Source organism: Paenibacillus xylanexedens, from assembly GCF_007680605.1.
In the GTDB taxonomy this organism is placed as follows: Bacteria; Bacillota; Bacilli; order Paenibacillales; family Paenibacillaceae; genus Paenibacillus; species Paenibacillus xylanexedens_B.
On the sequence record NZ_VEIO01000001.1, the window covers coordinates 2,404,095 to 2,430,249 of the forward strand.

At 46.0% G+C, this 26,155-nt stretch carries 28 protein-coding genes and 1 riboswitch; of the genes, 4 read left to right on the top strand and 24 right to left on the bottom strand.

From position 1 onward, the window contains the following. Window positions 1–196: 196 nt before the first annotated feature. From FS818_RS10640 to FS818_RS10660, 5 genes are all read right to left on the bottom strand, one after another. Entirely contained in the window at window positions 197–1,015 is an 819-nt protein-coding gene (locus tag FS818_RS10640) for a S1 family peptidase (RefSeq protein ID WP_145331769.1), read from the bottom strand. Between the two features lie 63 nt (window positions 1,016–1,078). Further along, on the bottom strand, window positions 1,079–1,612 hold the full coding sequence (locus tag FS818_RS10645; protein ID WP_145331770.1) for a spore maturation protein: 534 nt from the start codon (window positions 1,610–1,612) through the stop codon (window positions 1,079–1,081). Between the two features lie 5 nt (window positions 1,613–1,617). Beyond that, window positions 1,618–2,244 (bottom strand): nucleoside recognition domain-containing protein, encoded by a 627-nt coding sequence (locus FS818_RS10650; protein ID WP_145331771.1) that lies wholly within the window; start codon window positions 2,242–2,244, stop codon window positions 1,618–1,620. 61 nt (window positions 2,245–2,305) lie between these two features. Then, on the bottom strand, window positions 2,306–3,493 hold the full coding sequence (locus FS818_RS10655) for a D-alanyl-D-alanine carboxypeptidase family protein (protein ID WP_145331772.1): 1,188 nt from the start codon (window positions 3,491–3,493) through the stop codon (window positions 2,306–2,308). A gap of 166 nt (window positions 3,494–3,659) precedes the next feature. Continuing rightward, window positions 3,660–4,469, bottom strand: a complete 810-nt coding sequence (locus FS818_RS10660) for a sigma-70 family RNA polymerase sigma factor (protein WP_145331773.1) — start codon at window positions 4,467–4,469, stop codon at window positions 3,660–3,662. Between the two features lie 535 nt (window positions 4,470–5,004). On the opposite strand from FS818_RS10660, the gene FS818_RS10665 reads away from it, so the two are divergent. Then, a complete protein-coding gene (locus FS818_RS10665) occupies window positions 5,005–5,265 on the top strand; it encodes a hypothetical protein (protein WP_145331774.1) in 261 nt (86 codons plus the stop codon). Window positions 5,266–5,464: 199 nt separating this feature from the next. On the opposite strand, the gene ytfJ is transcribed toward FS818_RS10665, so the two are convergent. The 14 genes from ytfJ to FS818_RS10735 all read right to left on the bottom strand — a co-directional run bounded on the left by ytfJ (window position 5,465) and on the right by FS818_RS10735 (window position 19,486). After that, complete coding sequence (ytfJ, locus tag FS818_RS10670; RefSeq protein ID WP_123062207.1) at window positions 5,465–5,938, bottom strand: GerW family sporulation protein; 474 nt, start codon at window positions 5,936–5,938, stop codon at window positions 5,465–5,467. Between the two features lie 229 nt (window positions 5,939–6,167). Then, on the bottom strand, window positions 6,168–6,905 hold the full coding sequence (locus FS818_RS10675; RefSeq protein ID WP_186375457.1) for a DUF2953 domain-containing protein: 738 nt from the start codon (window positions 6,903–6,905) through the stop codon (window positions 6,168–6,170). A 234-nt stretch (window positions 6,906–7,139) separates the two neighbouring features. Beyond that, the gene (scpB, locus tag FS818_RS10680) at window positions 7,140–7,832 is read right to left on the bottom strand and encodes an SMC-Scp complex subunit ScpB (protein ID WP_145331776.1); all 693 of its coding nucleotides are present in this window, start codon (window positions 7,830–7,832) and stop codon (window positions 7,140–7,142) included. Next, the gene (locus tag FS818_RS10685) at window positions 7,801–8,601 is read right to left on the bottom strand and encodes a segregation and condensation protein A (protein WP_145331777.1); all 801 of its coding nucleotides are present in this window, start codon (window positions 8,599–8,601) and stop codon (window positions 7,801–7,803) included. Before FS818_RS10685 ends, scpB begins: the two co-directional genes overlap by 32 nt. Before the next feature lie 103 nt (window positions 8,602–8,704). Continuing rightward, window positions 8,705–9,172, bottom strand: coding sequence for a 6,7-dimethyl-8-ribityllumazine synthase (gene ribH, locus FS818_RS10690; RefSeq protein ID WP_090922403.1), 468 nt, complete (start codon window positions 9,170–9,172; stop codon window positions 8,705–8,707). Between the two features lie 102 nt (window positions 9,173–9,274). Beyond that, window positions 9,275–10,516, bottom strand: coding sequence for a bifunctional 3,4-dihydroxy-2-butanone-4-phosphate synthase/GTP cyclohydrolase II (locus tag FS818_RS10695; RefSeq protein WP_145331778.1), 1,242 nt, complete (start codon window positions 10,514–10,516; stop codon window positions 9,275–9,277). 52 nt (window positions 10,517–10,568) lie between these two features. After that, window positions 10,569–11,237, bottom strand: a complete 669-nt coding sequence (gene ribE, locus FS818_RS10700; protein WP_145331779.1) for a riboflavin synthase — start codon at window positions 11,235–11,237, stop codon at window positions 10,569–10,571. A 12-nt stretch (window positions 11,238–11,249) separates the two neighbouring features. Beyond that, the gene (gene ribD, locus FS818_RS10705) at window positions 11,250–12,353 is read right to left on the bottom strand and encodes a bifunctional diaminohydroxyphosphoribosylaminopyrimidine deaminase/5-amino-6-(5-phosphoribosylamino)uracil reductase RibD (RefSeq protein WP_145331780.1); all 1,104 of its coding nucleotides are present in this window, start codon (window positions 12,351–12,353) and stop codon (window positions 11,250–11,252) included. A gap of 345 nt (window positions 12,354–12,698) precedes the next feature. Then, window positions 12,699–12,860, bottom strand: a riboswitch (FMN riboswitch). A gap of 150 nt (window positions 12,861–13,010) precedes the next feature. Beyond that, window positions 13,011–14,336 carry a hypothetical protein gene (locus FS818_RS10710; RefSeq protein ID WP_145331781.1) on the bottom strand — a complete coding sequence of 442 codons (1,326 nt, stop codon included), beginning with the start codon at window positions 14,334–14,336 and terminating at the stop codon, window positions 13,011–13,013. A gap of 273 nt (window positions 14,337–14,609) precedes the next feature. Next, the gene (locus FS818_RS10715; protein WP_145331782.1) at window positions 14,610–15,041 is read right to left on the bottom strand and encodes a peptidylprolyl isomerase; all 432 of its coding nucleotides are present in this window, start codon (window positions 15,039–15,041) and stop codon (window positions 14,610–14,612) included. A 247-nt stretch (window positions 15,042–15,288) separates the two neighbouring features. Next, window positions 15,289–16,620 carry a diaminopimelate decarboxylase gene (gene lysA, locus FS818_RS10720; RefSeq protein ID WP_145331783.1) on the bottom strand — a complete coding sequence of 444 codons (1,332 nt, stop codon included), beginning with the start codon at window positions 16,618–16,620 and terminating at the stop codon, window positions 15,289–15,291. 103 nt (window positions 16,621–16,723) lie between these two features. Beyond that, complete coding sequence (locus FS818_RS10725) at window positions 16,724–18,391, bottom strand: spore germination protein (RefSeq protein WP_145331784.1); 1,668 nt, start codon at window positions 18,389–18,391, stop codon at window positions 16,724–16,726. A 29-nt stretch (window positions 18,392–18,420) separates the two neighbouring features. Beyond that, window positions 18,421–18,843, bottom strand: a complete 423-nt coding sequence (locus tag FS818_RS10730) for a stage V sporulation protein AB (RefSeq protein ID WP_090922419.1) — start codon at window positions 18,841–18,843, stop codon at window positions 18,421–18,423. Continuing rightward, window positions 18,830–19,486 (bottom strand): stage V sporulation protein AA, encoded by a 657-nt coding sequence (locus FS818_RS10735; RefSeq protein WP_145331785.1) that lies wholly within the window; start codon window positions 19,484–19,486, stop codon window positions 18,830–18,832. Before FS818_RS10735 ends, FS818_RS10730 begins: the two co-directional genes overlap by 14 nt. A gap of 172 nt (window positions 19,487–19,658) precedes the next feature. Here FS818_RS10735 and FS818_RS10740 point away from each other — a divergent pair, with 172 nt between their 5' ends. After that, window positions 19,659–20,015 (top strand): hypothetical protein, encoded by a 357-nt coding sequence (locus FS818_RS10740; protein ID WP_145331786.1) that lies wholly within the window; start codon window positions 19,659–19,661, stop codon window positions 20,013–20,015. Between the two features lie 114 nt (window positions 20,016–20,129). Here FS818_RS10740 and FS818_RS10745 read toward each other — a convergent pair whose 3' ends face one another. Continuing rightward, window positions 20,130–21,023 (bottom strand): AraC family transcriptional regulator, encoded by an 894-nt coding sequence (locus FS818_RS10745; protein ID WP_145331787.1) that lies wholly within the window; start codon window positions 21,021–21,023, stop codon window positions 20,130–20,132. Window positions 21,024–21,132: 109 nt separating this feature from the next. Between FS818_RS10745 and FS818_RS10750 the strand changes: the two genes are divergently transcribed. Beyond that, the gene (locus FS818_RS10750; protein ID WP_397351736.1) at window positions 21,133–22,092 is read left to right on the top strand and encodes a DMT family transporter; all 960 of its coding nucleotides are present in this window, start codon (window positions 21,133–21,135) and stop codon (window positions 22,090–22,092) included. Window positions 22,093–22,175: 83 nt separating this feature from the next. On the opposite strand, the gene sigF is transcribed toward FS818_RS10750, so the two are convergent. The 4 genes from sigF to FS818_RS10770 form a co-directional block, all read right to left on the bottom strand. Then, the gene (sigF, locus tag FS818_RS10755) at window positions 22,176–22,931 is read right to left on the bottom strand and encodes an RNA polymerase sporulation sigma factor SigF (protein WP_090922432.1); all 756 of its coding nucleotides are present in this window, start codon (window positions 22,929–22,931) and stop codon (window positions 22,176–22,178) included. A 14-nt stretch (window positions 22,932–22,945) separates the two neighbouring features. Then, the gene (gene spoIIAB, locus FS818_RS10760; protein WP_145331788.1) at window positions 22,946–23,401 is read right to left on the bottom strand and encodes an anti-sigma F factor; all 456 of its coding nucleotides are present in this window, start codon (window positions 23,399–23,401) and stop codon (window positions 22,946–22,948) included. Beyond that, window positions 23,398–23,751: an anti-sigma F factor antagonist gene (gene spoIIAA / locus FS818_RS10765; RefSeq protein ID WP_090922436.1), complete on the bottom strand. Its 354-nt coding sequence runs from the start codon at window positions 23,749–23,751 to the stop codon at window positions 23,398–23,400. Before spoIIAA ends, spoIIAB begins: the two co-directional genes overlap by 4 nt. A 143-nt stretch (window positions 23,752–23,894) precedes the next feature. Continuing rightward, a complete protein-coding gene (locus FS818_RS10770) occupies window positions 23,895–25,031 on the bottom strand; it encodes a D-alanyl-D-alanine carboxypeptidase family protein (protein WP_313960286.1) in 1,137 nt (378 codons plus the stop codon). 512 nt (window positions 25,032–25,543) lie between these two features. Here FS818_RS10770 and FS818_RS10775 point away from each other — a divergent pair. Then, entirely contained in the window at window positions 25,544–26,095 is a 552-nt protein-coding gene (locus FS818_RS10775; protein ID WP_145331790.1) for a glutathione peroxidase, read from the top strand. Window positions 26,096–26,155: the final 60 nt, after the last annotated feature.

Consider the following 26,155-nt stretch of genomic DNA (forward strand, 5'->3'; position numbering starts at 1 on the left):
TGATACCCATCCAACCGGGAAATCACAAGGATTATCCAATGTTTTTGTAAACGTTCGAGCTTTATCGCTAATTTGTGTGTGCAAGAACAGATATTTTATAGTCTCGATATACAAAAAAAGCTTACCCTCGCCACGGCTGATTTCGATCAGACCACGCAAAAGTAAACCCTTATCATCTATTTAATTCGTATTTCATTTAATTCGCAACTTTGCCTGCCACCACAACCGGCTTTTTCGCTGGAACCGATGCTTCTTTCACAAACGTCTGCAATGTCTTTGAAGAAATAAAATACGTCCGTCCACCATATACAAACGTCATCATGCCAACGACCTGTTTATTCTGATCAAGCACTGGTCCACCTGAGTTGCCTTGAGCCATTGCTTTGACGATGCTTCCAATGCCTACTTTTCCCGGTACTTCACTAGCCAGAGCACTAAATACCCGACTCTTAGCTATCGTGTTGTAAGTTGAAGGCAAATCATCATCTAATATGACAAGATCTCCCGAAGGATTTTTAGGAAATCCAATGGTATACACAACCTGATTGTCCCTCGCATCAGCAAACTTCACCGGTTCAGCGTCAATCGGTTTGTCCAGCTTGAGTAAAGCCATATCCGTTACAGGATCTGTTTTAATAATTTTAGCTTTAACCGCCTTATTAAGCGCTCCTGGGCTCGCTACCGTCAACGTCCCTTTATCTCCACCAGACAGCTCAGCGAATTCCTGAACAACATGGTAATTGGTTAGTACTTCATCTTTGGATATTAGAATCGAAGTTCCTACGTCATAATAAACCATATCCGGTTCATTTGCTTTAACCAAACGCACATTAACAACCGGAAAAGAATCGGCTGTAGTCGCCATTTGAGCACGTAATGATTTGTCGAAGTAACCCGTAAAATGGATCGTCTGTTCAGCTTGAGCACCTGCTAACCCTGTCGAACCTGCAAGCATCGTTATAGCGAGCATACTTGTCAATCCGTAACGGAGCATTCGTTTCCAACTTTTCTGCATGTCTCACTCTCCTCCGTTATTATTCTAGCATAACTAGTATATCGGAAGGAAAGGAGTAATAGTTTAACCAAAAACGATCAAACAAATGGCAAGTGCAGCAATAAATCCAACGACGTCCGAAAACAATCCAACTTTGAGCGCATATCGTCCGTTCCGAATGCCGACTGCCCCGAAATACACAGTTAGCACATATAACGTCGTATCCGTACTACCTTGAATGGTAGAGGCCATCCGGCCAATCATGGAGTCAGGACCGTACGTTTTGATCAAATCCGTTGTAAATGCAAGTGAGCCTGTCCCCGTTAATGGCCGTAATATACCTAGCGGAAGTACTTCTCCAGGCACACCTATCCAGGAGACGAGAGGAGTGAAGAACTGAATCACAAAATCCAGTGCCCCCGATGCACGAAAAACACTAATGGCAACCATCATACCCACCAGATGTGGGATGATGCTGATTGCAGTCGAGAAGCCATCCTTGGCCCCATCAACAAAGGATTCATAGACCGGGACCTTTTTGGTAAACGCATATAATGGAACAAACGCGATAATAACCGGTATGGCCCAGACAGATATCCAGTTAATGAAGGTTAACAAGGTGCTCATCCTTTCATACCAGGATTACCGCTCTTGGATATACGCGGCGATTTGCGGAGAGTTCTATTTCGATACCAGCGATCGGCCATAATGGCAGCAAGCGTAGCGATAATGGTAGCCATTAAAGTTGTGCCTACAATCTCCGTGGCGTTCGCAGAATGATAGTTCAACCTGATCGCTATCAGCGTTGTTGGAATAATCGTAATACTCGCGGTATTCAACGCCAGCAGTGTACACATAGCAGGAGATGCGCTCTGCTTGTCTGGATTCAGTTCCTGCAATTGTTGCATCGCCTTGATTCCCATGGGCGTAGCCGCATTCCCTAGTCCAAGCAAATTTGCACTCATGTTGGATAAGATGTAACCCATAGCCGGGTGGTTTTTCGGTACATCGGGAAAGAGAAATCCGACCACCGGCCCAAGCAGCTTCGCAATCCGTTCAAGAAGGCCGGCATCTTCGGCCATTTTCATCATTCCCATCCAGAATACGAGTACACTGATCAGACCGAAACATACCGTCACTCCGGTTGCCGCACCATCAAATGCTGCCTGAGTGACCACTTCAATCTTCCCGTTCACTGCTGCAAAAACAAAGCCGATCAAGATCATCATTAACCAGATCAGATTGATCATTGAAATCATCCCTCCCAGTAACAGCAAGCACAACAACGATCATTTCCATCCTTAATCAAAATCAAGGCGATAACAGTCGGCTTAATACTGCCTTCCATGCGGAAACCCAAGTCGTAACCTCTCCTATTCCACCTATAGTAGCATCTGCAATGGGCGGCTCTGGCGGAATATAGCTACCTTTGTAATACACAGGTATCGAGCCGATTGGTTCGCCCTTCAACTGCATTTCAATTCGTCCGGCCAGTCCAAACGAAGGATCGGTGGATTGTTTTTTCTCTGTCACAGCGTCCTGTGAACGTTTATCCAGCAGAATCAATTTCTTGGTTATGTCCTCCTGTTCCCCTTTGGCGAGCGGGTATTTAAATCCGCGCCCTGTTACGAGTTCCATGTTCTGAACAGGCTGTTCCTGCTTGGCAATCTCGATTAGTGGAAAATTTTCGAAACCGAAATCCAGCATCTTCGCATGATCGTTCCAGTCATCGCCATCGTTAAGTGTCACCGCGGCTAGCTGTTGCCCGTTACGAGTCGCTGAGCTGACCAGACATCTAAAGGCTTTTTTGGTGTATCCGGTTTTCACCCCATCCGCACCTTCATATAATTGAAGCATTTTGTTTTTGTTATGCCAGGAGTACTCCCAGCTTTCATTCGGATTTGGGGCGGATTTATTTTCTGTTGCCACGATGCGTTTGAATACCGGGTTATGGAGCGCGTAAGCCGTTAACCTCGCCAGATCGTTCGCGGTAGAGTAATGACCTTCGGCATCCAGACCATGCGGGTTCATAAAATGAGAACGAGTCAATCCGATCTGCTCTGCCTTTTTATTCATAAGCAAAACAAAACCTTCTTCCGAGCCGCCGACATGCTCAGCAATTGCCGAAGCCGCATCATTACCTGAGCGAAGCATAAGACCGTATAGCATATTTTCCAGTGTCATCTCCTCGCCCAATTTAAGGTATAGCGAAGACCCTTCTTTGGCAAAAGAAGACGGTGTAACCTTGACCTTTGCATCTAACTTACCTTCTTCAATCGCAACGATGGCTGTCATGATTTTAGTCAAACTTGCGATGCGCGACTCCTTGTCCCCATCTTTGCTATACAGAATTCGCCCTGATGTCACATCGATGAGCGCTGCACTTTGCGCATGAGTAGACGGTCCAGCAATGGTCGCATGAACTGACGATGCACCCATAATTGAAAGTAGCAGTACAGGCATGAGCGTACCTACAATAACCTTCATTAATTTTCGCATCCACATTCCTCCGGGTCGCTTGGAATCTTGTACTATCCTATGTCTGGACAACCCGGAGTATGTCCCGCACAGGAAAAAACAGTAAAAATCCCCCTTGCACCTTAAAGTGCCAGAGGGATCGTTATGTAAGACCTCAGTCATTCAAATCTATTTTCCTATTGTCGTTCTACATATACATTTTATTGGATTGCTCCAGCATCTTAGCTACTTTTCTCATAATTCTGGATACTCTCATCTGGCTGATATCTTCCATATCGGCTGTCTGTGTCTGGTTAAATCCGTCTACTCGATGTTTCAACACCGTAACTTCTTGTTCACTAAGCTTACGCTTCACTGAATCAAGCACAGCATCAACATACATTTTGTCCAACACATTCGCTTCCATATCTTCTCCACTAAAGATGGTTTCCATAAGGGTAATCGATTGAGGATGCTGATCATCTGCACCTACGGGCTCATCCAGGTATTTGACACCCTTGCCCACCTGAAGCGCCTTGTTTACTTTATCTTCTTCCTCATCAAGTAAAACTGCAATATCATGCGCATCTGGAAGATACCCCATATCATGTTCCAAACGATTGATACGGTGAATTAAATCTGTCGCTGTACGTGTCGGACGAATAATATTCGCGCTGTCTCTCAAAAAACAGCGAATCTCTCTAACTATGGCTGTAACAGCAAAAGAACTGAATTTCACACCTCGGGACGTATCAAACGCTTTAACAGCTTTGAGGAATCCCAATCGGCCCAATTGAAGAATGTCATCTTTCTCCACACAGTGATTTTTAGTCAAAAGTTCAGGTCTGCCAATGTATTTGTGCACGGAGTGCCAAATTAGATTTTCATTAACTACAATGCATTCTCCAAGAAAATGTTCATCCGTCTGACAGCGTTCTATATTAGCATTATCGTCCATACTATAATATTTCTTATTTTCTTTTAACTTGCTATGAATATGTTCAGAATATTTTCCCATTTGGATCTCCCTATGTACGTATCTTAATCTATTCACGATCTATAAACTATTCAAACGATCTTAAGAAATTTAACGACACTAAGATTTTTTTGGACATACATTTGCGGTACATATCTTTGACTGTATTAACAATATTTCTTGAGTAACATCCTCCTTTCCATCCCAGCAAATGTTTTTAACTCGCAGCCTGTGACGACATTTCCCCTGAGCACACTCTTGCAAACCTATTCCAGACCCTCCTCTTCCATTAGATTACATTCATGATAACAAATACGAACTTATGTTCGCAAGTTATTTTTTGCAATAACGCTAGAGTAGACCAATTAATAGAAAGGTTGGCCCTAGAAACTGATCCGTAGAAAGTTCTTTTTTCAGGTCTTCAAACAGGAACAAGTGTCGACCACCCTCCTGCCCAGATTCTGTTGATAAAATAAACCATCTCACTTATTATTGTTAAGACTCCTAATCTAGCCCGGTTTAGACTTGCATTTGGGGGAGTTCTGCTCAGATATTCGAACTGACGGAGGGAAATATAATGGCGTACTCGCAGTCAAAGAACGAAACCGTTGCTCATCATTTAAGGGCGAGATTTATGGAAGGTAATGTAGAGGGACACGAGATCGTTGTTGCCTTGATTAGTATGGTAAAAGCAGAAAAAATTGAACTGGATGAGGTAGTTCCCATCCTTCAAACTATTTATTTTGAACAGCCTCAGGGCATGTTACCGGCTCTGGAAAAAGCAAGCACACTGATTGATGATCAATTGATTGATTCCATCCTTCAGGAAGTCAAGTAATAGGGTAACAATACTGTATCTCTATGGCACTACCTTTCACCCTTAAGATCTATTTGATGTTTAGGTTAGGCCGTTCACAGACTTCTGTCTCATCTAAAATAGAATCACCCTAAAATACAATAAATTGTCGTTGAGCAAACAGCAAAAATCCCTCTTGCACTTTTGAAGTGAGAGAGGGATTATGAATTAATCATATGACTTAGCTATACGTTGTATGATCCGTTGTCACTCTAACATCATGTTCCGTTGTGCCATGATTACGGTGGCGGAACATTTCCTGAATGCGATCGAGTACATAAGGTGTCGAATCAATCAATTTTTCAAACAAGTGCGTCGAATTATCAAGCGGCACGATGTGCACACCTTGCTTGCCGACAACCAGAAAAGCGATTGGACGGATGGATACACCGCCACCACTACCACCGCCAAATGGGGAAGCAACCTTTGCGGAATGAGCATGTTCCGTTGTGCTTGATGCGCTGCTACCTTTTCCATCACTTACATTAAAATCACTTCCGCCTGCCGCGAAGCCAAATCCGACTTTACTAATAGGCAAAATGACGGTACCATCCGGTGTTTCTACAGGATCGCCAACGATTGTATTGACATCCACCATGCCCTTGATATTTTCCATTGCAGTTTCCATTAATCCTTGAATTGGATGATCTGACATGTGACTTCCCTCCAGTTTCAATATAAGCTATATCCGTTGAGCTTAAGCAGATTAACACAAACAAGTTGCGTCAATGATTAATCAACTTATATAGGTTTTTGATCTAACCATATCATCCCCAAACTTGCGGGACTTATGTAATCAATGCAGGGAACCGTTATTGCCATTCTCGTTGCAGAACTTTAACACCAATATAGTGGATTCAATCTCCGGTTAGTCAAGCTCCGCATTACCGAGCTTCCTTTTCCGCAATGTGCCTGTGCTTCTTCTTTTGCTTCGATTTGCGACGCTGCTCCCGTAGGAGTTTAAACCACATTCGCCAGCCACCTTCGACCTGCAGCACACGGTTAAGTAGCCTTATCCCTGCAATGACGATGGCCATCATGCGGATTCGCAGTTTGAAATCCAGTTCTGTTCGAAATTCCATCTCCTCGGACCATACGGGAAGAACCTCAAGGTCAGGCACCGTTTTGAAACGCATTTGGTACGTTAAGAAACCAACAATCATGGATTTAATACTCCACAACCAGCCTGTTAGCATTGCCGTATAAGCAGCATCACCTACGCCAACCGCAGTAGACCAGAACAGATTCGTGATATATACCCGTCTTAGCGTCTGTCTGACCCATACTTTCAGAGCCTCTGTTGCCCGAAGCATCACCTTGACTTCTTTTGCCCAGTTTTTTACTTTTCGTTTGTTCACCTGCTCACTCCCTAACACTTCTCCTCGGGAATGGTTCATGGACTGTTCCGTTTTAAGCAAGAAGCCCTCTTTCATATTCCGGAAAACAATGCTCGGAATTTCGTAATTCAGCCGCACGATGCCATACAGCAGTCGAACATTGATATTTGCGTAGTCATCGCTCTTATGTTTGCGAAATATAACATGAACATGAACATTTGAGATGAGGACTGCGGCAATCAGCAGTGCGATGAACAAACCGATTCCTCCAAGCCAGATCCACACAGGCCTTACCTCCAAGCCCTCGATTCTTATCATGTCTAGTATGGCATTCCTTGCTGGAAAAAATTCACGAATGCCATGAAATACTCCAATTTTTGCCGAAATGTACTATCGAACTGCACTATATTGTATAAACCATTCCAGACAACCTCACCGCTGCTTCTGAAAAAAACACAAAAAGACAACGTGGATCGATCTCCACATTGTCCTTATATAGCATTACTTGTTGAGCTTTTATCAGGAGGAGGAACCCGAAGAATCATCGTCTGGATCTACAGCGATATCTTCTTCAGGGAATGCTGCTTCCTCTTGGAAATCAAACACACGTTGCACATCTGTATCCGAGACATCCGGCTGTTTCATGTCCAACTTGTCGAATAACAACTGCGTTTCTTCCTCCAAGTTTTCAGAATCTTCAAACAAACCCGGTTCGGGGAGATCTTTAATCGAAGCTAGTCCGAAATAATCAAGGAATGACTTCGTAGTTCCGTACAAAATCGGACGTCCAATCGCTTCCGCTCTCCCCACTTCAACAATGAGATCCTTGTTCACGAGTGTATGGATCGCACGTTCCGATTTTACGCCACGAATCTCCTCAATCTCCACACGTGTGATGGGCTGACGGTAAGCTACAATGGCCAATGTTTCCAGAGCTGCTTGAGATAACGAGGTACGTGCAGGAGAATAGGCCAGCTTCTCAAAATACGCCGCATGTTCTGGCAATGTCCCCAGCTGCACGACCCCCGCAATCTTCAGAATCTGTACCCCTCTCCCTTGCCGGGCAAAATCACCGATCATATCCTCAATCGCATCCGCAACCAGTTCAACCCGCTGGTCGACGATTTCGGCAATCTGTTTGACACTTAGACCTTCCTCTCCGGACAAAAACAAAAGGCCCTCAATAATCGACTTCAATTTCGGAAAATCCATGATTCGTTGTTTCCCCTCTCCACTCCATAACGATATCCTCAAACAAGCGCTCCTGGTAACAAACAATCTGCTTCATTTTCATCAGCTCCAGCACCGCCAGAAACGTAACCACGATCTCATGGCGATATATCTGATCATCCATAAGCTTGGAAAATAACAAGCGCCCTCCAGGGCCTACACGCTCCAAGGCACCCATAACTTCGCGTATGCGATCCTTGACCGATATTTCGTCCCTTTTGATCCGGGTGACTGTTGTACGCTTCTCCGCTTTACGCAGCGCTTTCTGAAAGGCCGCGATGAGGTCGGAAGTATGCAACCCCTGCACCGGATTCGTTTGCTCCTCCACAGGCATATAAGGGCGTAAATCCTCAGGCTCTTTGGAGAAAATAAGACTGCGCTCCCATTCCCGCTCATGAAGATGCCGCGCAATCCCTTTATATTTGCGATATTCGATAAGACGTGCAATCAGTTCGGCACGCGGATCATAATCCTCGTCTTCCATATAATCATAATCCTCGAAATCCTCGATTACCGGTGGTTTGGGCAGTAAAAGTTTGCTCTTGATGGACAGCAGCGTAGCTGCCATCACCAGAAATTCACTTGTAATATCCAGTTCCAGCTCCTGCATGGAATGCAGATACGCCATGTATTGATCGGTAATATCGCTGATGGGAATGTCCTGGATGTCGATCTCAGCCTTATCGATCAAATGCAACAACAGATCCAAAGGCCCTTCAAAAGTCTCCAGTTTGTATGTAACTACCGTCACTAGACGAATCCTCCCGCCAGAAAAATACAAAACCCTGCCAGCCGTCCGAAACCGGTCTCCCGATTTCGTCTGCGCAAAGCAGGGCACTACTATTAAATAAGCACTATTTTAGCTGTTTCGTCAAGTTCGCCATTTCAATTGCAGCTGTGGCTGCATCCCAACCTTTATTGCCTGCCTTCGTTCCGGCGCGTTCGATCGCCTGTTCAATGTTCTCCGTAGTAACCAATCCGAAGATGGTCGGCACCCCTGTTTTCAGGTTAATTGCCGCTACCCCTTTGGCCATTTCATTGCACACATAATCATAATGTGTTGTTGATCCACGGATAACCGTCCCGAGTGTGATAACCGCATCGTATTTGCCGCTTTCGGCCATTTTCTGAGCGATAAGCGGGATTTCGAACGCTCCCGGCACCCAAGCTACATCTACTTCATTGTCCTGCACGCCGTGACGTTTGAATGCATCCAGCGCTCCGCTAAGCAACTTGCTCGTAATAAATTCATTAAAACGTCCAACTACCACTCCATATTTTAAACCTTCCGATACCAAATGTCCTTCAAAATAGTTAGGCATTATCGTCATCTCCCTGTTGATATATGATGTTATGGTGCTACAATTTGAACATGTGGGATCTCCAATATTTACATATCAGAAAATCATCATGATTCGCTGTAATTACTCTTCATTTTGCTCGATATCATCAAACTTGAGCATATGCCCCAATTTGGCTTGCTTGGTGTGAAGGTAAGCTGTATTATCTTCATTCTCCTGCATCTGAATCGGTACACGCTCTACCACTTCCAGACCGTATCCTTCCAAGCCTTTGATTTTGCGTGGATTATTCGTTAATAATCGAATCTGACGAACGCCAAGATCCTTCAAAATCTGTGCACCAATCCCGTAATCACGCAGATCAGCAGCAAAACCAAGCTTCAGATTGGCATCCACTGTATCCAGACCTTCTTCTTGAAGCTTGTAAGCCTTGAGTTTGTTGATTAAACCGATCCCGCGGCCTTCTTGTCTCATATAGAGCAGTACGCCATTACCTTCATCATGAATCTGCTTCAGCGCCGCATCAAACTGCGGGCCACAGTCACAACGGTGAGAGTGGAACACGTCGCCAGTCAAACATTCGGAGTGAACACGAACCAACACAGGTCTGGAACCGTCAATATCCCCTTTGACCAAGGCAACATGTTCTTTATTGTCCACTGCATTCGTATACGCCACCGCCTGGAATTCGCCAAAATCCGTTGGCATACGCACGGAAACTTCACGTTGCACCAGCTTCTCCTTCTCATTCCGGTAACGAATCATGTCCTGGATACTGATCAGTCTCAAATCATGCTTGCGTGCAATCTCCTGCAGGTCAGGAAGTCTGGCCATCGTACCATCTTCCTTGATCACCTCACAGATGACACCCGCGGGGTAAGAGCCGCACATGATCGCCAGATCAACTGCCGCTTCCGTGTGTCCGGCACGACGCAACACTCCGCCGTCTTTGGCAATGAGCGGAAACATGTGACCCGGCTTGCGAAAATCACTGCTTTTCGCGTTCGGATCAATCAAGCCTTTAACGGTAATGGAACGCTCATGCGCCGAGATCCCCGTCGTTGTGTCTTTGTGATCCACAGAGACCGTAAAAGCAGTCCCGTGAAAATCCGTATTCTGCTGAACCATCGGCTTCAAATTTAATTCGTCTGCCCGCTGTTGCGTAATGGGAACACAGACGAGTCCTCGACCTTCGGTAATCATGAAATTGATGACCTCAGGGGTTGCTTTTTCAGCCAAAGCAATAAAATCCCCTTCGTTTTCCCGATCCTCATCATCGACCACGATTACAGGTTTACCCCGCATCAAATCATAAATGGCTGCCTCAATTGAGTCCAGAATGGATGGCTCGGATTGTTCTGACATTAGCTGCACCTCCTGTTTCCAGTTCTATGTTTTAACCCTGTCTCTTCTAATTTTATGCATACCCGTGATTGGAGAGAAACTCTTCACTAATACTGCTTGGCTTGCCTGTTCTCGTTTCCGCATGACCCTTGCCGTATTGCAACAGATGATCTACATATTTCCCCAAAATATCACATTCAATGTTGACGGTATCTCCTGTCTTTTTGACATTCAAAACCGTTTCCCCAATCGTATGAGGGATAATCGAAACGGTGAATGAACTTTGAGTCGTCTGCACTACGGTTAGACTAATTCCATCCAAAGTGACCGAACCTTTTGGAATTAAATATTTGAAAAGTTCATGGTCATCCGGCCTGATCTCGAAAACAACTGCATTCTGATCCCGAGCAATGCTACCGACAACACCAGTCCCATCCACATGTCCCTGCACAATATGACCACCGAATCGTCCACCCGATAACATGGCACGCTCCAGATTAACCTTGCTGCCGGATTGAAGCTGACTGAGATTGGTGTGCCGATACGTTTCCGGCATGACGTCTGCGGTAAAACCTCCGCCTTCCAGCGTGGTTGCGGTAAGACAAACCCCGTTAACCGCAACACTGTCACCAATTTTGAGATCGTCCATAATGACAGAAGCAGCGATGTTCAGAACCAGAGCCTCACCTTTACGGCCAATGCGCCGGATCTGACCGACTTCTTCCACCAAACCCGTAAACATGCTATCTTCCTCCTATTCTGGCCAAATCGGAATACCGCCAATGCTAATATTATCTCCAACTTGCTCAATTTCCAGCTGATGCAATTGAATCGCCTGACTCATGCGCTCTACACCTTCAAAACGGAAACTTCCCGGGGTATCATATCCACCCACAATCTTGGGAGCGATAAACATCAGTAGACGATCTACCAGCCGCGCTTCCAGCATTGCACCATTTAGTGTACCGCCGCCTTCCAGCAGAATTGAGCCAATATCCCGCTCTCCCAGCTTACTCAGCCCACGCAACAAATCTACGCGTGGTCCAGGCCCACAGCGAATAATTTCAACACCGTAAGCTTCGAGTCGCTCAGCCGCTTCCTGGCTAGCTTCGTCGGTTGTAAGCACCCAAGTTGGCGCAAGTCCGTCCTTGACCATTTTGGAGCCAACAGGCAACCTCAGCTTGGAATCCACAACGATCCTTACCGGACTGATGCCTTCTACCTGCAAACGGGTGGTCAGCTCCGGATTATCGGCGATTACCGTATCCACGCCAACCATAATGCCTTGATGACGATGACGAAGCGCATGCACGATCTCACGGGCCAGTTCGTTGGAGATCCATTTGCTGTCCCCGCTACGCGTAGCAATTTTTCCATCCAGCGTAGAAGCTGTTTTGAGGGTAACGAAAGGAAGGCCCGTTGTAATAAACTTGATAAACTTTTCATTCATACGTCTTCCGCGTTCGCGCAAAACACCCACTTCAACTTCGATGCCTTGTTGACGCAACATACTAATGCCTGTACCGGAAACCTGCGGATTCGGATCTTCACAACAGACCACCACCCGTTTAACCTTCTCATGAATCAAACGTTCGCTACAGGGTGGCGTTTTGCCATAGTGACTACAAGGTTCAAGCGTTACGTAAACGGTACTACCCTCCGCGTCGCTTCCAGCCATGTTCAGCGCATGAACCTCTGCATGGCCTGTACCTCGTTTCAGATGGCTTCCCAGACCAACAACACGTCCTTCTTTAACAACGACACATCCCACGACAGGATTAATTCCAGTCTGTCCTTGTGCCCGTTCTGCCATATCCAGTGCTAACGCCATATAAAATTCATCATTGATCATTTCCATATCCGTTCACCCCGCGGTTATAATCTTGAACTAAAAAATCCCTACCGAACAATCTGTTCAGGTAGGGATGATGGAAGACTACTGTCATCTGCAGGAGAGATGAAACACACCAATACCGACACTTCACCAAAACCGGTTAACAGGTAAGTGAAAACAAACACATACCTTATTGCATACCCATTCGAGCTATAGAATGATATACAAAAAAATCAGGTGAAGAGTTTCTATATAACGGTATTGTGTACCAGAAAACTCATTATAAACAAGCCTTCCACACATCTCATCCAAACGAGCTGAATGCTATGCGACATCACTCCCGCGGAGTGCAACCACACTGGCTTACACCCACTCCTTCTCCCATCCAGACTATACTGTCGGTTCTGGAATTACACCAGATCAGCCATCTGCTATAAGCAGACAGGTCACGGACTTTGCCATGTCGGTAGAAAATAAACCCCAACACGCATCACCGCCGGTAGGGAATTGCACCCTGCCCTGAAGGATCGCTTTCGTTATTAATTGGATGTTAGCACTTTAATGTCAAAAAATCAATTCATTTTTGTTTCTTTTTGTCACATACTAACTTTTAATAAGCATTTATATTACAAAACCCTCATCTCATACGAGACACAGACTTCATCACTATTGAAAAATAAATCAAAGGTTTGGAAAACACCAGCTTGCCATGTGCCTCAAATCCTTCGCAGCGTGAAACGGAACACGCTCAGGTTTGGGCTGGGAAGCATTGGGAACTGGTATATCGCGGGCTACTCTCCTAACCCAACTGGTCGAGTCCATTCCGATGGCCGAACACTGCCAGCGCTCATCCGGCCTTGGACGAACGGTCAGAATAAGGTCTTCTTTTCCCGGCATATCGGGGAACACGCCATCCAGATATTCAACTATGGTACGTTTGTCCTTCACTTCATGACAATATACAGTAACCCAAGAACCACTAAGTACTTTCACTGCATATACGTCTCCAGGCTGCACTTTACCTGTACCGGCATCCGGAGATTTTTTCGGCACCTTCGCCTTGGTGCCTGCACCTCGTCTGCTTTCAAATGCACCAATAACGGTCTCACTCGCCAGTGGATTCGGTTCAGGCTTGTTCTCAAGCGATGCATCACTGCAGTCGAATTTATCAAAGATCAGGTTCAAATTGTGCTCGTTGATCCCTACAGATGAATCCCACCATGCCAAGGGAGCTTGTACCTCAACACGGGTATTAGGTCTCTTGTCGCGTTCCGCATATGAGGTGAAGGCTGTAATCATTCCTGGTTGTTCTGGTGTGTCCAGAATGCCGGTCAGCGCCAGCGTTTCAAGCAGGTCGCGGTAAACATATACCTTTTTCGTAGGTAGCAGTTGTTCTTTTTTGAACGCATCCGCTGCCTTGCTGTACCGGGTCTTGGGCGGCAGATTACGCAGCACCGTTAACACCGCGCGTAACGTCCAGCGATCATACTCATTCGGTACTGGAAGCTCCTGCGAAGCGGCCATTTCTCTCAGAGCCAGTACATGTCCAAAAATGTCTCCATCCAGCGGTGTGCCGTTTGTCATTCGCCAGTACCATTGAAGGGAGGTATCTACTCCGTCATTCACATCCAAGCCACAGATCTGGCACTTATGACTGGAAGGATATGGACTATATTCATGGTCAGGTATACTGGCTGCGATCAGTTTTCCTGTAAGAAGTGAACGCCAGATCATCGGCGCTGACCATAGAGAAGCCACAAACGCCTGAGCAGCCTCCTGAAGTGTCCAACGCTCAGCCAATGTTCTCAGTTCTCGGATCGTCTCCTCATGCTGCGGTCTTTCAAAATGATTAGGCTCATGTCCAGCAACCTCTAGTGCCTGTAATTGTTCCGCCGATACGTCCTCTGGCATATTATGTCTTGAAGCACGCAACTCCTCGTCCCAAATCGTGCTCTCACTATAAATGTGTTGAAGTAATTTAAGCTGCTGTACCACATCTAAAGTCAAAGTAACAACATCCTTTCACAGTAGTTTTGAAAACATGTAAGCTCAGTATATCCAGTGCGCTGTCAAACCTCATGTATTCGGTTTCAACAGTCTGTACCTTGCTAGAATAACCTACGATCAACTTATTCCGCCAGTTCCTTTAAGCTTATTTTTGATAACACATCGCAAGGCAACTATGCAAAATGGTTGTACAATGCACAAAACCCCTGGTACTTCCGTAATAGGAATGTACCAGGGGTTAACTTGATGCCGCCGAGCAGAATTCAGTTGGAATTAAACTTCTACAACTTCAACGGTTTCCATTTTGTCGCGGCCTTCGAAAGCATCAACAAACTCCATGCCTTTGCTTACTTTACCAAATACCGTATGTTGTCCGTCCAAATGTGGCTGTGGTTGGTAGCAGATGTAGAACTGGCTTCCGCCTGTGTTGCGGCCAGCATGTGCCATCGCAAGTGTTCCACGCTCGTGTTTGTTCGGGTTGATCTCACAGTTAATGGTGTAACCTGGGCCGCCAGTACCTGTTCCGCTAGGGCATCCGCCTTGAGCTACGAAGCCCGGAATTACACGGTGGAAAACAAGTCCGTTATAAAATCCGGAGTTTGCCAATTTTTCAAAGTTTGCTACGGTGTTTGGAGCTTCTTGATCGAACAGGTCAATCAGAACTTCTCCGCCGTTTGCCAATTTAATTTTTGCTTGTTTCGCCATATGTAAATGACTCCTTTCAATTTTGAACAAAGTAATTGTGGCGCAATACCAAACTTGTGGTCAAGCATTACAGCACTTTTCTTAGTGTACACCGAAAAGAGCCGAATCGCAAAAGAAAGAGCTATTTTTTTGATTTTTCTACTCTCAAGTACAAACCTATAAGCATACCAAATAGATGCAATATTCACGACAAAGGACGGAAAGGGCAAGCCCTTTCCGTCCTCATCTATTGCTATAGGAACTTGAATTAACGAGTAACTGGCTGTTTGCCAATACGTGCTGGCACGAGGTCATTTTGGATAATGTCCTGATATGACTCACGGCGTACTACTACATCGCCTTGACCATCTTTGACAAACACAACTGCCGGACGACGAATCCGGTTGTAGTTGCTTGCCATGGAATAGTTATATGCCCCTGTGCAAGCAACGGCAAGCAGATCACCACTCTCCACTTTTGGCAGATCCAGATCCCAGATCAGCATGTCACCGCTCTCGCAGCATTTCCCCGCTACAGATACCGTTTCTGTTGCCGCTTCGTTTGCACGATTTGCCAGTACGGCCTCATATTTGGACTCATACAATGCAGGACGTGGGTTATCCGTCATCCCACCGTCTACAGCTACATATTTACGCACGCCTGGAATGTCTTTGCTCGTTCCAACGGTATAAAGCGTTGTACCTGCTTCCCCTACGATACTGCGGCCTGGCTCAACCCAAATTTCAGGCACTGCATAGCCGATTTGTGCAAAATGATTTTTTACCGCGTCGGTAATGGCCTTCACGTACTGAGCCACTTCCAGCGGCGTATCCCCATCAATATAACGGATTCCGAATCCGCCACCGAGGTTTACGACTTTGAATGCCACATTCAGGCGCTCATATACACTTGCTGCAAATTCAGCAACACGTTGAACCGCCATCTGGAATCCTTCAACTTCAAAGATCTGGGAGCCGATGTGAGAATGCACCCCGAGCAATACCAGGTTGGGCTGTTTGGCTGCGAGTTCAATCGCTTCAAATGCTGTACCGTTGCCGATATCAAAACCGAACTTGGAGTCCGTTTGTCCTGTCGAGATATATTCATGCGTGTGCGCCTCGACACCCGGCGTTACACGCAGGAGAATGTTTACTTTACGGTTTTTGTCCGCGGCGACAGCTTGGAGCAGATGCAGCTCGTTAAAGTTGTCTACCACGAAGCATCCAATTTCAGCATCAAGTGCCATTTCGATCTCTTCAATCGTTTTGTTATTACCGTGAAAATGAATGCGTTCTGCCGGGAAGCCTGCTTGCAAAGCTGTGAACAGTTCTCCGTCAGAGACAACATCCAGAGAAAGGCCTTCCTCTGCTGCAAGAGCACACATCGCCATAACGCAAAATGCTTTACTCGCATATGCAACCTGGAAGCCCAAGCCTGAAGCGCGGAATGCTTCCATGTACTCTCTGCAGCGCTCGCGAACCAATTGCTCGTCCACAACATAAAGCGGTGTTCCGAATTGCTCTTTCATATCTGTAACGTCTACTCCACCAATCTCCAGGTGACCTTGCTCATTTATTCTACTTGTACCGTGTAAATACATCGTCTGCATTCCTCACTTTTTGTATACTGGAACAGTTATTATTCCATTGATTTTACACCAGTATATCAAATTAAGCCGGGAGATGAATGGATTTTTCGGCACATCATTTGTGTTTTTTACTTTTTCGCAATTCACCGTCGGGATCCTCTGACATCTTGGTGTTGTCACGTGTTTTGTTGAATGATGGACGTTTCTTGCTGACAAGCAATGGAACCCTGAACAAGAAGTTGCCAAAAGCCTTTGCATTAAACGGTATAAATGGCCAAAGATACGACGAGTTGTACGAACGGTGAATGGTCAACGCCACAATCAGCAACGTAGTCCCAACGACCAGACCCGGCACCTTGAATATCGCAACCGCAACCAGTAGCAATAATCTGACCAATCTGTTCGCCAGTCCTAACTCGTAACTCGGTGTAGCAAACATTCCGATCGCCGCTATAGCCATGTATAGCACAACCTCATTGACAAAATACCCCGTTTTTACCGCAATATCTCCAACCAATATAGCCGCAATTAGACCCATGGCCGAAGCCAGCGGTGTCGGTGTATGAACTGCAGCCATCCGTAACAAGTCTACACCCAGCTCAATGAGCAGAAACTGAACAATAATTGGCAGTTTCACGCTTTCCTGAGGGCCAATAAAATCCAAACCGACGGGTTTCAGCGAAGGCTCGATGACCATCAGCATCCATAGCGGCAACAAAAACAACGAGATCAGGATGCCTGCAAAACGTACCCACCGCAGATAGGTTCCCATAAGAGCCGTTTGCCTGTTCTCTTCCGCATGTTCACATAGATCAAAAAAGGTCGTTGGCAAAATCATCACGCTGGGTGACGTATCTACAAAAATAACGACTCGTCCTTCCAGCAGGTGGGAAGCTGTAACGTCAGGACGTTCCGAATAACGAACAAGGGGAAATGGATTCCATCCTTTGTTGATAATCGCTTCCTCCAACTGTTTATCGGCGGCTGGAATGCCGTCGATATCGATTCGTTGTATTTTTTCCTTTACCGAATCCACCTGCACCTTATCCACTATATCGTCAATATAAACTACACATACATCGGTTTGCGTTCTCCGTCCTACCTGCATGAGCTCAAACTTCAGTCCGGGGTCCCGTATTCTGCGGCGTACCAGGGTTACGTTTGTCAGCAGCGTTTCGGTAAAACCGTCCCGCGATCCGCGAACCACCCGTTCGAGTGAAGGTTCCTCGGGTGAGCGAACAGGGTAACTCCGGGTGTCCATAATCAGAACAGAGCGGTCTCCCTCCACGAAAATGGCGCTCATGCCCATCAATACTTTACTGATGACATTACTCATCTTCTCTACGCGTTCTACCTGGATATGAGGAATGTAGCATTCAAAATAGGATTTAAGCGCGTGATCGGATATTTGATCCGGCGAGAGATACGTTAACCGTTTTAACACTTCAAGCAAAATCCCGTCTTTCGCAAAACCACTCAACATCAGCAGCCCCACATGTTTACCGCCGAGCACCATCTCCCTTAACGTAACATCAAACGATTCACCAAGTCCCAGCACCTGCTTTAGTGTATATTTAATGTCTGCCATGCGAGGAGATATATCATCATTGTGCTGCCAGTACTCAACGGATTCCTCAACGCTGTCGGACATCTCGTTTTGCTTTTTTTTCTGATGGGCTCGTTCCTCTTCTTGCTTCTGAATCTCGTAAGCGGACTTGTGCATCATCTCTTCCGTTACCCCGTCACCTTGCTCGTCATTCCTCTGATCCGTATGTTCGTCCATGTCCATCCTCCTTTAACCTTCATGCCGATTTACCGCTGATATACAAAAAAGTCAAACAGTGAGCCTGTCATTTTCCCCAGAATCATCGCGAGCAATAATCCAAACAAATACGACCGCATGCCCAGCCTTTTAGCCAGAACCGGCAGCACGTTTAGTACTTCTGTCAGGGCTGCAGCCAGCAGGCCAATAAAAACTCCGCAGAACAGTCCGACAATCGGGCTAAGCAACATGACGCCATGCATTTTCCAATGCCAGAAATCAGCTACCGTGCCCAGCAGCGAACCTCCAATGAGAGCACCCTCGTACCAATGCGTTTTGTCATAGGACTGGGTCACTTGAGCCAGTCTGGGAATCATGTCGAGTACAAGAATAAGCGCAATAACACCACTCCCCACAGCGATTCCCCCGGCAATGCCAAGCACAATACTGATCGCTCCGTTAAGCACGCTCATCGTCTTTCAGCTCCCTTTGATTCTGCTCATGCATCCGTTCAGTTTCTTCAATGACGACAAACTGGTCTACATTTTGCTGGTAAAGGAACATTTCCACTTCGAGCGGTGTTGGCTCTTCATTCCACTTTTTCTTAAATAGATGGTTGAAAAATACCGCCATGCCAAAGCCGATCCCAAGGGAATAGGCGAGCTGAAATAAGTACGGATGCTCATCCCGGTGTCCTGTCAGCATCTCTACGATGCGAATCTGTACTTCCTGCATATTCACGTCTGCGTGAAAATTCATAATGGTCAGTGCTGAACCGAAGAATAGCAACAACCATACCAGGATAAACAAGGATTTCGAAGCCTTACCACTACCTGCCATTACTTCAACTAACGTATGCCCGGACCCCATCAGCTCCACATTCACATCCGGCAGAAGTTGCCGAAGCCGGGGAATAATCTGCAAGATGTCAATAAGAATCAGGTTGCCGTCCTCCGGTCCGGGCTGCAACAGCTCAAGTTCCAGCAGCCTTTCTTCCTGATCCTCGGATGAGGCCAGTACGTGGGCAATATCCCTCAGTTTGACCGCTCGCCCTCTCTGAATGCGAATCCGGCTGCGCATGCGAACGTAGACCGTTGGAGTGGGTGTCTGGGACATCCAAAGCACTCCTTTACTGCGTAATTTAGGTTAGTATTTGAAGAATGTGCAAATTTATTACATTTAAATTGGAAAGAGTGTGGAGGGGGCGCTTGACGCTACGGGATGGATCGGTATCGGGCGCTGGTTATCCCCGGATTTCTCGTTTTCTCCTTTTCAAGGAGGAAATCCCGTGATAAACGCGCTCGCTTCGCTCCTTTTACCGATTCCTTCCCTCCGCTGGCTTGCCTCCCTCTCTTTTCCAAACCAAATGAAAGAAACTTGCGGGGGCGGGCAGGGGAAAAAGCTGAATGCTGGTGCATGGAAGGAGAAAGACATGTGGGTGTCGTTAGGCGTACTGAGAGGAAAAAACGTGGAAGGCGCTGGACGCTACGGGATGGATCGGTATCGGGCGCTGGTTATCCCCGGATTTCTCGTTTTCTCCTTTCCAAGGAGGAAATCCCGTGATAAACGCGCTCGCTTCGCTCCTTTTACCGATTCCTTCCCTCCGCTGGCTTGCCTCCCTCTTTTTTCCAAACCAAATGAATGATACTTGCCTGCAGGGGCCGGGGAAGAATGGAAACTCGTGCGCGGAAGGCTAAGGACAGTGGGGTGCCAAAGACGTTGGGAAGAAGAAAAAACTACGTATCTCATTATCCTCATCTTAGCTTCCCTTCTGCTCTTCCCTTCGATACTGTAAAGGCGTTATTTTCATCATTTTTCGGAACTGTTCGATGAAGTAGCTGGTACTGTTGAACCCAACCTCATACGCGATTTCGGTGACACTGCGCTGTGAGAAACGCAAAAGCTCTGTACTTTTTCGGATACGATAATCCAGCACATATTGCATGGGTGTCGTACGCAGTATTTGCTGAAAGTTTCGGCAGGTCTCCGCACGGCTTAATTGACCTACCTTTGCGATATCGTCCAGCCTGAGCGGCTCGGCATAGTTTTGATGAATCCACATCAGCATATGCTTCATACGTTTGCTACGGATCATCTCTGTTTCGTTATGTTCGAGTGAGTAACCATTCATAATTAACCTTTTCCATATCTCCAGCACAGCTCCTGCAATGTTCAGTTCATAATATGGAGCCTGCTCTTCAATTTCTTGTCTCACAAGAGCGATATTCTGAAGAAGCTGCTCTCCCCAGGAGTCAGATTTTTCGATCATAAGATATGGCAAATTCGTTGCTTTTACATACGGGTGTACGTATTTCATGTAAATTTCGGCAGGGGCCAGTGATTGCGGGGACACATTCAAACAGAGATAAATGCTCGGATCGCCCATACTCCAATCCTCTGCCATATGCATCATGCCGCTGTTAATGAATACCCCATTTCCTTCTGTAACCGCTACTTGCTGTTCATTAATATGAAATAACACTTCACCTTGAATCACTGCTACAAACTGCAATTCATCATGCCAGTGCAAAGGAATATACCCTTGTGCATGCTCGGATATAGTGGTCTTGTAACAAGCGATAGACAGATCATCTGTACGATGTTCTGTCATTTCCTTTAGCTGTTGATCGATGTCAAATTTTATTTTCCTCATCGTTCTCATCTCAATATTGTTATATTTTTTTTGTGTAATCTTGATATTAATTAAATTAATCCTGTCCTAGTATATCACTATTCTTATATTTAAGGCGAGGCGAATAAACATGAAATCAATAGTGTCAACACCCAAGTTCAAAGGTATACTTCTGGTTTTGACAGGAGCTGCCTGCTGGGGTGTCGGAGGAACGGTGGCTCAAAATCTATTTCAAATGCACCATATCAATGTTAATTGGTATGTAACCGTGCGATTGTTAAGTGCCGGTATCCTTCTTCTTTTACTGCAATTATTTACACGTAGCCGTTCTCAGATTGTTGAAGTTTGGAAATCGAAACAAACAGCCCTGCCCTTTATTATCTTTGGCTTGGTCGGCATGTTGGCTGTACAATACACTTACATGGCTTCCATTGATCACGGCAATGCGGCTGTCGCCACACTTTTGCAATATCTTTCTCCTGTCATGATCATGGTATACTTGGTGTTGCGTAAACAATCCCTGCTTACAGCCAAACATATAATCTGCGCTGTTCTGGCACTTGTGGGATGCTTCCTTCTGTTAACAAATGGCTCTCTGAATCAGTTATCCGTCTCGAAGCCAGCGGTGATCTGGGGATTGTTGTCGGCTGTATCTGCCGCATTTTATACATTGTATGCGGTCAGACTGCTTAACAAGTTTGATTCTCTCGTGGTTGTTGGCTGGGCTATGGTAATTGGAGGAGTGGCTATGAGCTTTGTTCATGCGCCATGGAAGATCCACTTTACACTGCTGACACCAGAGACCTATAGTTATTTGTTGTTTTCCATATTGATTGGAACACTTCTCGCGTTCTGGTTCTACATTGCCAGCCTGAAATACCTCACGCCTCAGGAGACCAGCTTGTTAGGGAGCGCCGAACCTTTGGCGGCAGTTGGTACTACAGTTCTTTGGCTGAATGAACCCTTCGGTATCTATCAATGGTTAGGTACTGGCTGCATTATCCTTTTAATTGTCATTTTACAGCTCAAACGTTCGTCCTCCGTGTCCACACAAAATATTAAAACGACAAATAACCTCATCGCTAAATAACGCGAATTGAGGTTGTTAGTTGTCGTATTATGATGAATGTACACTCATACCAATGGATGGAATCAGCCCTGAATAATCCTGAATCACTGCGCGATTTGATCGCGTATAGATTGCAGTATTTTTTTCTCCAAACGTGAGACCTGCACTTGGGATATTCCCAGCCTGCTTGCCACTTCGGATTGAGTCTGATCCCTGTAATACCGAAGGTACACGATAAGCCGCTCCCGTTCACTCAGGCCGCCGATTGCTTCATTCAGCGCCAGCTTGTCAAACCACTTCTCCTGAGACTCATCCGCGATCTGATCCATCAGTGTAATCGGATCACCATCATTCTCGAATACCGTCTCATGAATGGAGGTTGGCGGTTTGTTAGCCTCCTGGGCGAATACCACTTCCTCCGGGGTAACCCCGAGTTCAGCCGCAACTTCCTTAATTGTGGGCAATCGATCCAGATGCTTGGACAGCTCATCCCTCTTTTTGCGGACTTTATTCGCCATCTCTTTCAGCGAACGGCTGACCTTTAAGGTTCCGTCATCCCGTAGGAAACGCTGAATCTCACCAATAATCATCGGCACCGCATACGTCGAGAATTTTACGTCGTAACTGAGATCGAACTTGTCCACTGACTTGAGCAGGCCGATACAACCAATCTGGAACAGATCCTCCGGTTCATATCCCCTGTTCATAAAACGCTGCACGACGGACCAGACGAGTCTGATGTTGCAGTTCACCAGCGTATCCCGTGATTCATGGTCACCCGACTGACTGAGCGCAATCAGCCGTTTGACCTCGGCATCGTCCAAGTAGGTCTGTGAAGATGGTTTCACTTCAGCATCCATAAGAACACCAACCCCTAATTATACAATGCTTTCTTGGATTCAATCCTTTTTTTCATCTTGATGGAGGTGCCTCTGCCGGGCTCACTGCTGACTTCGAATTCATCCATAAAATTTTCCATGATCGTAAATCCCATGCCCGACCGCTCAAGTTCGGGTTTGGACGTATACAGCGGCTGTTTGGCCAGATCAAGATCTTCGATGCCTTCGCCGCGGTCCTCTACAATGATCGTGATCATATCGTCACGAATCTCGGCCTGAATGGTCACAACACCTTCCGGATTGTTATCGTATCCGTGGATGATGCTATTGGTCACCGCTTCGGAGACGACCGTTTTGAGATCACTAAGCTCGTCCATCGTTGGATCAAGCTGAGAGATAAAAGCCGCAACGGTGACCCGTGCAAACGATTCATTCTCCGACTTGGCCGCAAATTGCAGATTCATGAAATTTGCCCCTGTTCCTTCATTCATGAGACGACCTCCAGACCTGAGAGAGCAGTGCCCTCATTTTCGTATATCGGCATGATCTTGAACAATCCCGACATTTCCAGCAAACGGTATACCGGCGGATTTACATCACAGACAACCATTTTACCGCCTTTATTTTTGATCAACTTGTATCTTCCCAAAATAACACCAAGGCCTGAACTGTCCATAAACTCGAGGTCTTTCAAACTCAACACCAGATGTTCACATTGTCTGCGCTGTATCGCTTCATCCATCTGCATACGTACCATGTCAGCTGTATGGTGATCCAGCTCCCCGGATAATCGCACAATCAAAATCCCGCGGTGATGCTCCATGTCCACATTCAAGTTCACGTTTGCCCACTCTCCTCCCTGTCTTAGAACAAGGTTTTCTACGTTGCCAAAAGCTTTTCCTGCCCCCCGACAAAACTAGAAGAAAACTCCTATTTAACTACAAAAACCGTTCCAGCCCCAGGGAGAATGGCGTTTCTTGCCAACTAATCGAACAAGTTCGAGGTTGTGCGTTTAAACAGCTTCCACCAGCCTGCCTTACCCACGTCTTGTGGAGCCTGGATATCAAACTCCTTAATCACTTCGTTGCCTTGATATACGACGAGTTTACCTACACTCTGACCAGCCTTGATTGGAGCCCTCACTTCTTTGGCTACAATCAGCTCATGCCGGATATCTGTCGATTTGGCTCCTTTGCGCATCAGAACACTGTAGTTTTGCGCAGCATTCAGCGGCATCTCCGCAACATCACCTTTTTCAATCTTCAAACTGCCCAGCAGATCACCTGCTTTGTACAGTGCCTTCATCGTGTATTGAGCAAAAGCATAATCAAACATGGAGGATACTTCACTGTTCCGGGTTTTTGTATTCGGCTCGCCAAGGACTACCGCAACGACACGCAGTCCATCTTTAGAAGCTGTAGCCGACAGACAGAATTTCGCTTCGGACGTGTATCCCGTTTTCAAACCGTCTGCACCCTGATAGAAACGCACCAGTTTGTTGGTATTCACGAGCCAGAACGGCTTCTCGGAATCTTTACGCAAGTAGTCCTGATATGCACCGGTATACTTCGTAATGCCCTGATGTTTTAGCAGTTCACGGCTCATCACCGCGATATCGTGCGCAGAGGAATAATGATTATCCACCGGCAGACCGTTCGCATTGGCAAAACGCGTATCCTTCATGCCCAGCTCCTGCGCACGCTCGTTCATCATCTGTACAAAAGCCTCTTCCGAGCCAGCAAGCTTCTCGGCCATTGCTACAGATGCGTCATTGCCGGAGGCCATGGCAATACCTTTTAACATATCATCCACGCTCATCTCTTCTCCAGGCTCCAGAAAGATCTGCGAGCCCCCCATAGAGGCCGCATATTCACTTGTTCTTACCTTATCCGTTAACTTCAGTTTGCCTGAACTAATCGCTTCCATGGTAAGCAACATGGTCATAATTTTCGTTATGCTCGCCGGAGGCAGCTGGTCATGACTGTTTTTCTCATAAATCACAGTTCCCGTATCTGCATCCATCAGAATGGCTGAACGTGCTGATGGAGCCAAATCCGCCCCGCTAGCAGTCTTTGGTTTCTCCTCAGCCAAAGCAGGAGATGCCACTAAGGGTAGCAGCATACAAAGGGTCATGAACGATGCCAGTATTCTTTTTTTCACTAGGTTCCCTCCTCAAATGAATAGCGCGGTGGTAAGTCCTCGCATGTACTGCTATCCATTGTCGGCGGGTTTGAAGTAAATTATTCCAGTCTCAGCAGGTTTCCCCTAACTTTTTTTACTATATAAGTTGAACTAAAAATTTTACACGGTCCACTCCGATGACAGAATAACCTGGAGAGTAGCGGTTATCCCCAGATTTTTTGGATTCCCTTTTCCAAAGGGGAAAATCCGGTGATAAAGGCGAAGCGTATGCTTCCGATGGTAGCTTTCTTTCAGAAAGCTTTTAGCTCCGCTTTTTCAGGTTTTTTCTGTCCTCTCCGTTATTGTGTAAAAGAATAGTTCAACTTATATAAGAAGAAAATTATTTATAGGGTTTACCTATGTAATTTATTATTTATATATATTTCTCCAATGAGCAATCGTGGCTTAAGATAGATATGTAACTATTGAAATAATGTAGGAGGATGATTCAGATGTCTTTTTATGATAATAAAGTTCATTTCATCGATGGAGAGCTAGCCGATCTAACCATTTACCGAGGAAAAGTACTCCTTGTTGTAAACACAGCCAGTAAGTGTAGCTACTCTCGTCAATTTGAGACACTTCAACAGCTGTATGAGAAGTACCAGCATTATGGTTTCGAGATTCTAGCATTTCCGTGTAACCAGTTTAATGAGAAAGAGCCAGGGGACAATTCGGAAGTGAAAGCTCACTGTGAAAATCAATTGAAGTTAACGTTCCCGTTATTTGAAAAAATCGAAGTCAGGGGGCTGAACGCTCATCCGATCTTTCAATTTTTAACCGAACAAGCACCATTTCTAGGCTTTGACACCGAAACGGCTAGCGGAGAATGGATGCACCATTTTCTAAACGAAAAATTCCCTGATATCTACAAGGGTGATGGGGTCAAGTGGAACTTCACTAAATTTTTGATCGATCAGAACGGTCAGGTACGAGGAAGATTTGAGACAACGACGGAACCATTGGAGATTGAACCAAGCATTCAATCATTGCTATCCATGTAAAGTGAATATCATCATTCTCATATTCCATATTATAAAAAAAGGAACAACTCATTGAGCAAA

What these genes read in the sequence shown, in the direction of transcription:
- FS818_RS10640 (WP_145331769.1), bottom strand. Translation starts at nt 1,015, where the DNA reads ATGCAGAAAAGTTGGAAACGAATGCTCCGTTACGGATTGACAAGTATG.
- FS818_RS10650 (WP_145331771.1), bottom strand. Translation starts at nt 2,244, where the DNA reads ATGATCAATCTGATCTGGTTAATGATGATCTTGATCGGCTTTGTTTTT.
- FS818_RS10655 (WP_145331772.1), bottom strand. Translation starts at nt 3,493, where the DNA reads ATGCGAAAATTAATGAAGGTTATTGTAGGTACGCTCATGCCTGTACTG.
- FS818_RS10660 (WP_145331773.1), bottom strand. Translation starts at nt 4,469, where the DNA reads ATGGGAAAATATTCTGAACATATTCATAGCAAGTTAAAAGAAAATAAG.
- FS818_RS10665 (WP_145331774.1), top strand. Translation starts at nt 5,005, where the DNA reads ATGGCGTACTCGCAGTCAAAGAACGAAACCGTTGCTCATCATTTAAGG.
- ytfJ (WP_123062207.1), bottom strand. Translation starts at nt 5,938, where the DNA reads ATGTCAGATCATCCAATTCAAGGATTAATGGAAACTGCAATGGAAAAT.
- scpB (WP_145331776.1), bottom strand. Translation starts at nt 7,832, where the DNA reads ATGGATTTTCCGAAATTGAAGTCGATTATTGAGGGCCTTTTGTTTTTG.
- ribH (WP_090922403.1), bottom strand. Translation starts at nt 9,172, where the DNA reads ATGCCTAACTATTTTGAAGGACATTTGGTATCGGAAGGTTTAAAATAT.
- FS818_RS10695 (WP_145331778.1), bottom strand. Translation starts at nt 10,516, where the DNA reads ATGTCAGAACAATCCGAGCCATCCATTCTGGACTCAATTGAGGCAGCC.
- ribE (WP_145331779.1), bottom strand. Translation starts at nt 11,237, where the DNA reads ATGTTTACGGGTTTGGTGGAAGAAGTCGGTCAGATCCGGCGCATTGGC.
- ribD (WP_145331780.1), bottom strand. Translation starts at nt 12,353, where the DNA reads ATGGAAATGATCAATGATGAATTTTATATGGCGTTAGCACTGGATATG.
- FS818_RS10715 (WP_145331782.1), bottom strand. Translation starts at nt 15,041, where the DNA reads ATGGCGAAACAAGCAAAAATTAAATTGGCAAACGGCGGAGAAGTTCTG.
- lysA (WP_145331783.1), bottom strand. Translation starts at nt 16,620, where the DNA reads ATGTATTTACACGGTACAAGTAGAATAAATGAGCAAGGTCACCTGGAG.
- FS818_RS10725 (WP_145331784.1), bottom strand. Translation starts at nt 18,391, where the DNA reads ATGGACGAACATACGGATCAGAGGAATGACGAGCAAGGTGACGGGGTA.
- FS818_RS10730 (WP_090922419.1), bottom strand. Translation starts at nt 18,843, where the DNA reads ATGAGCGTGCTTAACGGAGCGATCAGTATTGTGCTTGGCATTGCCGGG.
- FS818_RS10735 (WP_145331785.1), bottom strand. Translation starts at nt 19,486, where the DNA reads ATGTCCCAGACACCCACTCCAACGGTCTACGTTCGCATGCGCAGCCGG.
- FS818_RS10745 (WP_145331787.1), bottom strand. Translation starts at nt 21,023, where the DNA reads ATGAGGAAAATAAAATTTGACATCGATCAACAGCTAAAGGAAATGACA.
- FS818_RS10750 (WP_397351736.1), top strand. Translation starts at nt 21,133, where the DNA reads ATGAAATCAATAGTGTCAACACCCAAGTTCAAAGGTATACTTCTGGTT.
- sigF (WP_090922432.1), bottom strand. Translation starts at nt 22,931, where the DNA reads ATGGATGCTGAAGTGAAACCATCTTCACAGACCTACTTGGACGATGCC.
- spoIIAB (WP_145331788.1), bottom strand. Translation starts at nt 23,401, where the DNA reads ATGAATGAAGGAACAGGGGCAAATTTCATGAATCTGCAATTTGCGGCC.
- FS818_RS10770 (WP_313960286.1), bottom strand. Translation starts at nt 25,031, where the DNA reads ATGCTGCTACCCTTAGTGGCATCTCCTGCTTTGGCTGAGGAGAAACCA.
- FS818_RS10775 (WP_145331790.1), top strand. Translation starts at nt 25,544, where the DNA reads ATGTCTTTTTATGATAATAAAGTTCATTTCATCGATGGAGAGCTAGCC.